The organism is Metallosphaera javensis (ex Hofmann et al. 2022) (assembly GCF_022064045.1).
Lineage (GTDB): Archaea > Thermoproteota > Thermoprotei_A > Sulfolobales > Sulfolobaceae > Metallosphaera > Metallosphaera javensis.
The window spans coordinates 1-459 of record NZ_JAKNCW010000054.1 but is presented as its reverse complement, the minus strand read 5'-3'; the positions used below and the strand labels follow the sequence as shown (position 1 = coordinate 459).

Annotated in this window: 1 pseudogene; it reads right to left on the bottom strand. The window is 56.2% G+C overall.

The annotated features are described in order from the left end of the window. Positions 1 to 459 (bottom strand): annotated as a pseudogene (locus L3N51_RS12790) (hypothetical protein); the annotation flags it as partial.

Sequence of the window (459 nt, the reverse complement as noted above, 5' to 3'; positions counted from 1 at the left end):
CCCTGACAACCTGTGCTTCACAGTCCTGAAGACCTGTTCAACCCTGTTCCTCACCCCGAAGGTGATGTGCTCGTGTTGGACCCCTGCCATGGAGAGGAAGTTGTACGCGGTAGTACTTTGTGTAAGTTTTTATCCAGCGTTCTCCGGACAGTGCCCATGCTAGAGGATAAAAATTAATCAAAACTACTAGGACAGGCCGTCGTGGACGTACCTGGCCCTGAGCACCTCGCCCCTCACCCTCAGCTCAACCTCCCTCACTCCCCCTACCAGGACCAGCACGTCCAGACCTGACCTGGCCTCAGCGTGAAGAAGGGTATAACGCCCGTGTTGAGGTCCCTCACGACCCACAGGTAGTACACCACGCCCTTAACCAGGATTACCCTGGTCTCGTCCACGGCGTACTCCCCTGACACAGGCACGTCAACTCTCGCGCTGGACAATCTCCTCCAGTAGTAGTGA